Origin of the sequence: Micromonospora parastrephiae, assembly GCF_016802865.1 — a bacterium.
GTDB classification, from domain to species: Bacteria; Actinomycetota; Actinomycetes; order Mycobacteriales; family Micromonosporaceae; genus Micromonospora; species Micromonospora parastrephiae.
The window spans coordinates 1-5,175 of sequence record NZ_JAEVHM010000287.1; the positions used below are offsets into that span (position 1 = coordinate 1).

Genomic DNA, 5,175 nt, shown 5'->3' on the forward strand with positions numbered 1-5,175 from the left:
CCGCGGCTGTAGCCGCGGCCCCGTCGTCGTTCAGATGGTCAGTGCTTGTCCTGCTCCGGGTGGGCGAAGTTGAGGTGCTCCGGAGGCAGCGGGAAGGTCACGTCGTCGCCGAACGGCGACGGCGCGGCGGCCCGGTCGAAGGTGAGCTCGGTCAGCGGAAGCCTGCCCCGGTCGTCGACCGCCGGCGCGGTCGGGTGGGGCACCTCCCGATCCCAGTTGACGCCGCTCTGCGCCTGCGCCTCGGCCCGCGGGTCGTGGGAGCACCCGCATGCGAGTGGATCCCGCTCCGGGTCGCGCTCGACGGCGTCGCCGAGCCCTGACGGGCGGTGGTCACGCTGGTCTGGGGCGTCTCGCCCCGCCGGAAGATCTTGCTACCAAGCCACACAAGGGGATCGTACCTGCGGTCGACGACCCGTTCCTTCATGGGGATGATCCCGTTGTCGGTGATCTTGATGTGCTCGGGGCAGACCTCGGTGCAGCACTTGGTGATGTTGCAGAAACCAAGGCCCTGTTCGGCCTGGGCGTACTCCTTGCGGTCGGTCCGGGTGTCCAGCGGGTGCATGTCCAGCTCGGCCGCGCGGATGAAGTACCGCGGCCCGGAGAACGCCTGCTTGTTCTCCTCGTGGTCACGGATCACGTGGCAGACGTTCTGGCACAGGAAGCACTCGATGCACTTGCGGAACTCCTGCGAGCGCTCCACGTCGACCTGCTGCATCCGGTAGTCACCCGGGGCCACGTCCGGCGGTGGGGCGAACGCTGGCGTCTCCCGCGCCTTCTCGTAGTTGAACGAGACGTCGGTGACCAGGTCCCGGATGACCGGGAAGGTGCGCAGCGGGGTGACCGTGACGGTCTCGTCGTCGCCGAAGGTCGACATCCGGGTCATGCAGCTCAGCCGCGGCTTACCGTTGATCTCCATGGAGCAGGAGCCGCACTTGCCGGCCTTGCAGTTCCACCGGCAGGCCAGGTCGGGCGCGTCGGTGGCCTGCAAGCGGTGGATGACGTCGAGGACCACCTCGCCCTCGTTCACCTCCACCATGTAGTCCTGGAGGTCGCCGCCGGTCTCGTCGCCCCGCCAGATCCGGAACTGACGCTTCGCGCTCATCGGTTGTCCGCCTCTCCAGCGTCGGCAACGAGGGCGTCGAAGTCGGCGAGCTCCTCGTCGGTGAGGTACTTGGCCAGCTCGGCCCGGTCGAAGAGGCCGATCAGCTCCGGCCGCATCTTCGGCAGCGGCTTGCGGGTCAGCTGCACGGTGTCGCCGTCCAGCGCGCAGACCAGGTTGACCTGCCGCCACTTCGGCTCCATCGCCGGATAGTCCTCCCGGGTGTGCCCGCCGCGCGACTCCTGCCGCTCCAGCGCCGCCTTCGCGGTGCACTCCGAGACCACCAGCATGTTGCGCAGGTCCAGCGCGAGGTGCCAGCCCGGGTTGTAGCGCCGACCACCGACCGCGCTCACCTTGGCGACCCGCTCGCGCAGCTCGGCGAGCCGAACCAGCGCGTCGGCCAGCTCGCCCTCCCGGCGGATGATGCCGACCAGGTCCCCCATGACCGCCTGGAGGTCCTGCTGAAGGGTGTACGGGCTCTCGCCGGTGTCGCGTTGCAGCGGAGCCAGGGCGGTCTCCACGGCGGCCTCGACCGCGTCCACGGCCACCTTCGGCCGGGCAGCCAGCCCGTCGGCGTAACTGGCGGCGTGCCCGCCCGCCCGCTTGCCGAAGACCAGCAGGTCGGACAGGGAGTTGCCGCCCAGCCGGTTGGAGCCGTGCATACCGCCGGAGACCTCACCGGCGGCGAACAGGCCGCGTACGTGGCCGAAGGCGGCGCCCGAGTCCGGGTCCACCTCGACGCCGCCCATCACGTAGTGGCAGGTCGGCCCGACCTCCATCGGCTCGGCCGTGATGTCGACGTCGGCCAGTTCCTTGAACTGGTGGTACATCGACGGCAGTCGACGGCGGATCTCGTCGGCGGAACGCCGGCTCGCGATGTCCAGGAAGACACCACCGGCGGGGGAGCCCCGACCGGCCTTGACCTCGCTGTTGATCGCGCGGGCCACCTCGTCGCGGGGCAGCAGCTCCGGCGGACGACGGTTGTTGTCCGGGTCGGTGTACCAGCGGTCCGCCTCCTCCTCGGTCTCCGCGTACTGGTTGCGGAAGACGTCGGGGACGTAGTCGAACATGAACCGCTTGCCCTCGGAGTTCTTCAGGACGCCACCGTCACCGCGCACCGACTCGGTGACCAGGATGCCCTTCACCGACGGCGGCCAGACCATGCCGGTCGGGTGGAACTGGAGGAACTCCATGTTGATCAGCGTCGCCCCGGCGCGCAGCGCCAACGCGTGCCCGTCCCCGGTGTACTCCCACGAGTTCGAGGTGACCTTGTAGGAGCGTCCGACGCCACCGGTGGCCAGCACGACGGCCGGCGCCTCGAAGAGGATGAACTCGCCCGACTCCCGGTAGTAGCCGAACGCTCCGGCGACCCGGTCACCGTCGAGCAGCAGCTCGGTGATGGTCGTCTCGGAGAACACCTTGATCCGGGCGTCGTACGAGCCGTGCTCCCGGTGGTCCTCCTGCTGAAGGGAGACGATCTTCTGCTGGAGGGTGCGGATCAGCTCCAGGCCGGTCCGGTCGCCCACGTGCGCCAGCCGCGGGTACTCGTGGCCGCCGAAGTTGCGCTGCGAGATCTTGCCGTCCTTGGTGCGGTCGAAGAGCGCGCCGTACGTCTCCAACTCCCAGATCCGCTGCGGCGACTCCTTCGCGTGCAGCTCGGCCATCCGGAAGTTGTTGAGGAACTTGCCGCCGCGCATGGTGTCGCGGAAGTGCACCTGCCAGTTGTCCCGGCTGTTCACGTTGCCCATCGCGGCGGCGGCGCCGCCCTCGGCCATGACCGTGTGCGCCTTGCCGAACAGCGACTTGGAGATGATCGCGGTCTTCTTGCCGGCGAGCCGGGCCTCGATCGCCGCGCGCAGACCGGCGCCGCCGGCCCCGATGACGACGACGTCGTAGTGGTGTCGTTCGATGCGAGTGGTAGTGGTCATGTCAGGGGCCCTTTAGTTGATGAACCGCAGGTCGTTGAACCAGCCGGCCGCGAGCGCCATCACGTAGAAGTCGGTCAGCGCGAGGGTGCCGAGGGTGACCCAGGCGAGCTGCATGTGCCGGACGTTCAACGCCGAGACGAAGGTCCAGGCCCGGTAGCGCACCGGGTGCTTGGAGAAGTGCTTGAGCCGCCCGCCGATGATGTGCCGGCAGGAGTGGCAGGAGATGGTGTACGCCCAGAGCATCACCACGTTGACCAGCAGGACGATGTTGCCCAGCCCGAAGCCGAAGCCCTTGGGGGAGTGGAAGGCGAGGATCGCGTCCCAGGTGTTGATCAGCGAGATGATCGCGGCGGCGTAGAAGAAGTAGCGGTGCAGGTTCTGCCCGAGCAGCGGGAAGCGGGTCTCACCGCCGTACTCCTTGTGGCCGTCCGGGACGGCGCAGGCCGGCGGCGACAGCCAGAACGACCGGTAGTAGGCCTTGCGGTAGTAGTAGCAGGTGAGCCGGAACAGCAGCAGGAACGGCAGGGTCAGCGCGGCGTCCGGGATGATCCACCAGCCGGGCAGGAACCGGCCGAAGTGGGCGGCGCCCTCGACGCACCGCTCGGTCACGCACGGGGAGTAGAACGGGGTCAGGTAGTGGTGCTCCGGGACCCAGTAGTTGTTGTGCATGAAGACCCGGACCGTCGCGTACGCCACCCAGGCGCTGAGCCCGATCACGGTGATCAGGGGGGCGAACCACCATCGGTCGGTACGCAACGTCTTCGCCGCGATGGCGGCGCGCGCCCGCGCTCCCCGCGGCCTCGTTGCCGTTGAAGTCATTCGAGTCGTCTCCTCGACGGGCCCGTACGGGCGGGCTGATCTTTCTCCGGTCGGCACGCGGACCGGCGAACCCGCACCCGCTGCCACGTCATGCGCACACCAACGACCACGCCGGATCGACCGACGCAGCTAAGTGACACACGTTACGCCGATCTTCGCGAGCCGTCCGCGCAAGGGAGTGTCCCGTGTGTGCGGCCTGCGGAAAAGCCCTGGCACGCCGATCGATGGCACGGTGTTAAGAACGTCACTGTCCGGACGGCCCGCTCAGCCGGAGGCGCCCCCGGTGAAGTGCCAGGACGCCAGCCGCACCGAGGGGGCGCCCCACCAGGCACCGTCCACCCGGTCCGGTTGGCGCACCGGCCGTGCGCCCAGCCCGAGCACCGCCCCCGGCCCGAGCGCCCGGGGGTACGACTCGGTGAACCGCAGATCGCGGACCGCCCGGACCACCGTGCCGTCCTCGATCAGCCAGACGCCGTTGCGGGTCAGCCCCGTGATGACCAGGCTCTTCGGGTCGAGCACCCGCGTGTACCAGAGATCGCTGACCAGCAGCCCTCGGCGCACTCCGGCGACCAGCGCCGCGGTGTCCTCGTCGACGACCGCTCCGGCCGCCGCGCCGGTGCTGTTCCGGCCCGCCGCGCTGACCGGCCCCGCGACCGCGCCGGACAGGCACAGGTTGCGGGCCATCGGGCCCCAGGTGGCGCCACCGGAGCCCGCGTGCCCGGTGGACTCCGCGCCCGCCTCGACGGCGGTCCGGCGGTCGTGCGCCACCGCGCGGGTGGTGCCCGCCTCGACCAGGGTCAGCGCCCGTCGACCGGTGCCCTCGGCGTCGAACGGCAGCCCGGACGCGCCCAACGGGTCGTCCACCAGGGTCACCGACGAGTCGAACTGCGCCGCGCCCGGATCGGCGAAGGACTGCCGCTCGGCGTACCGCTTGCCGTTGAAGCCGTACCAGGACAGGTTCTGTAGCAGGTCCGCCACGGCGGCCGGCTCGAAAACCACCTCGTACCGCCCGGACGGCAGCTCGACCGGGTCGGCGGCGGCCTGCGCCTTCGCGGCGGCGTGCGCGCCCAACTCGGCACCGTCGAGATCGGACAGCCGGTCGGCGTAGCGCCGGGCCACCCCGTCCGCGCCGTCGCGGCGGGCGATGCCGTCCATCGCGGCGTCCGCGGAGCGGCCGTGCGCCGTGTGCCCGGCCGAGTTGGCGAACGCCGACGAGCGGTGCGCGGTACGGCAGTAACCGGCGGTGCTGAGGCCCCCGGCGGCGGCCACGAACGCGCCCACCCGGTCGGCCCGCTGATCCGGCTCGGCGTACGCGGTCGCCTCGTCGAC

The 5,175-nt window shown here is 70.3% G+C and carries 3 protein-coding genes and 1 pseudogene; all 4 read right to left on the bottom strand.

Translation table 11 applies throughout. The features are described 5' to 3' along the window. Window positions 1–38 precede the first annotated feature (38 nt). Window positions 39–1,102: pseudogene (locus JNW91_RS29485) on the bottom strand (succinate dehydrogenase/fumarate reductase iron-sulfur subunit). After that, window positions 1,099–3,027 (bottom strand): fumarate reductase/succinate dehydrogenase flavoprotein subunit, encoded by a 1,929-nt coding sequence (locus tag JNW91_RS29490; RefSeq protein WP_203178778.1) that lies wholly within the window; start codon window positions 3,025–3,027, stop codon window positions 1,099–1,101. Before JNW91_RS29490 ends, JNW91_RS29485 begins: the two are co-directional and overlap by 4 nt. A gap of 12 nt (window positions 3,028–3,039) precedes the next feature. Beyond that, window positions 3,040–3,846 carry a hypothetical protein gene (locus JNW91_RS29495; RefSeq protein ID WP_203178779.1) on the bottom strand — a complete coding sequence of 269 codons (807 nt, stop codon included), beginning with the start codon at window positions 3,844–3,846 and terminating at the stop codon, window positions 3,040–3,042. 264 nt (window positions 3,847–4,110) lie between these two features. Continuing rightward, window positions 4,111–5,175 (bottom strand): metallopeptidase TldD-related protein (locus JNW91_RS29500; protein WP_203178781.1); only part of this gene is annotated, 1,065 nt, incomplete at its 5' end.

Coding starts and splice junctions, on each gene's coding strand:
- JNW91_RS29490 (WP_203178778.1), bottom strand. CDS start 3,027: ATGACCACTACCACTCGCATCGAACGACACCACTACGACGTCGTCGTC.
- JNW91_RS29495 (WP_203178779.1), bottom strand. CDS start 3,846: ATGACTTCAACGGCAACGAGGCCGCGGGGAGCGCGGGCGCGCGCCGCC.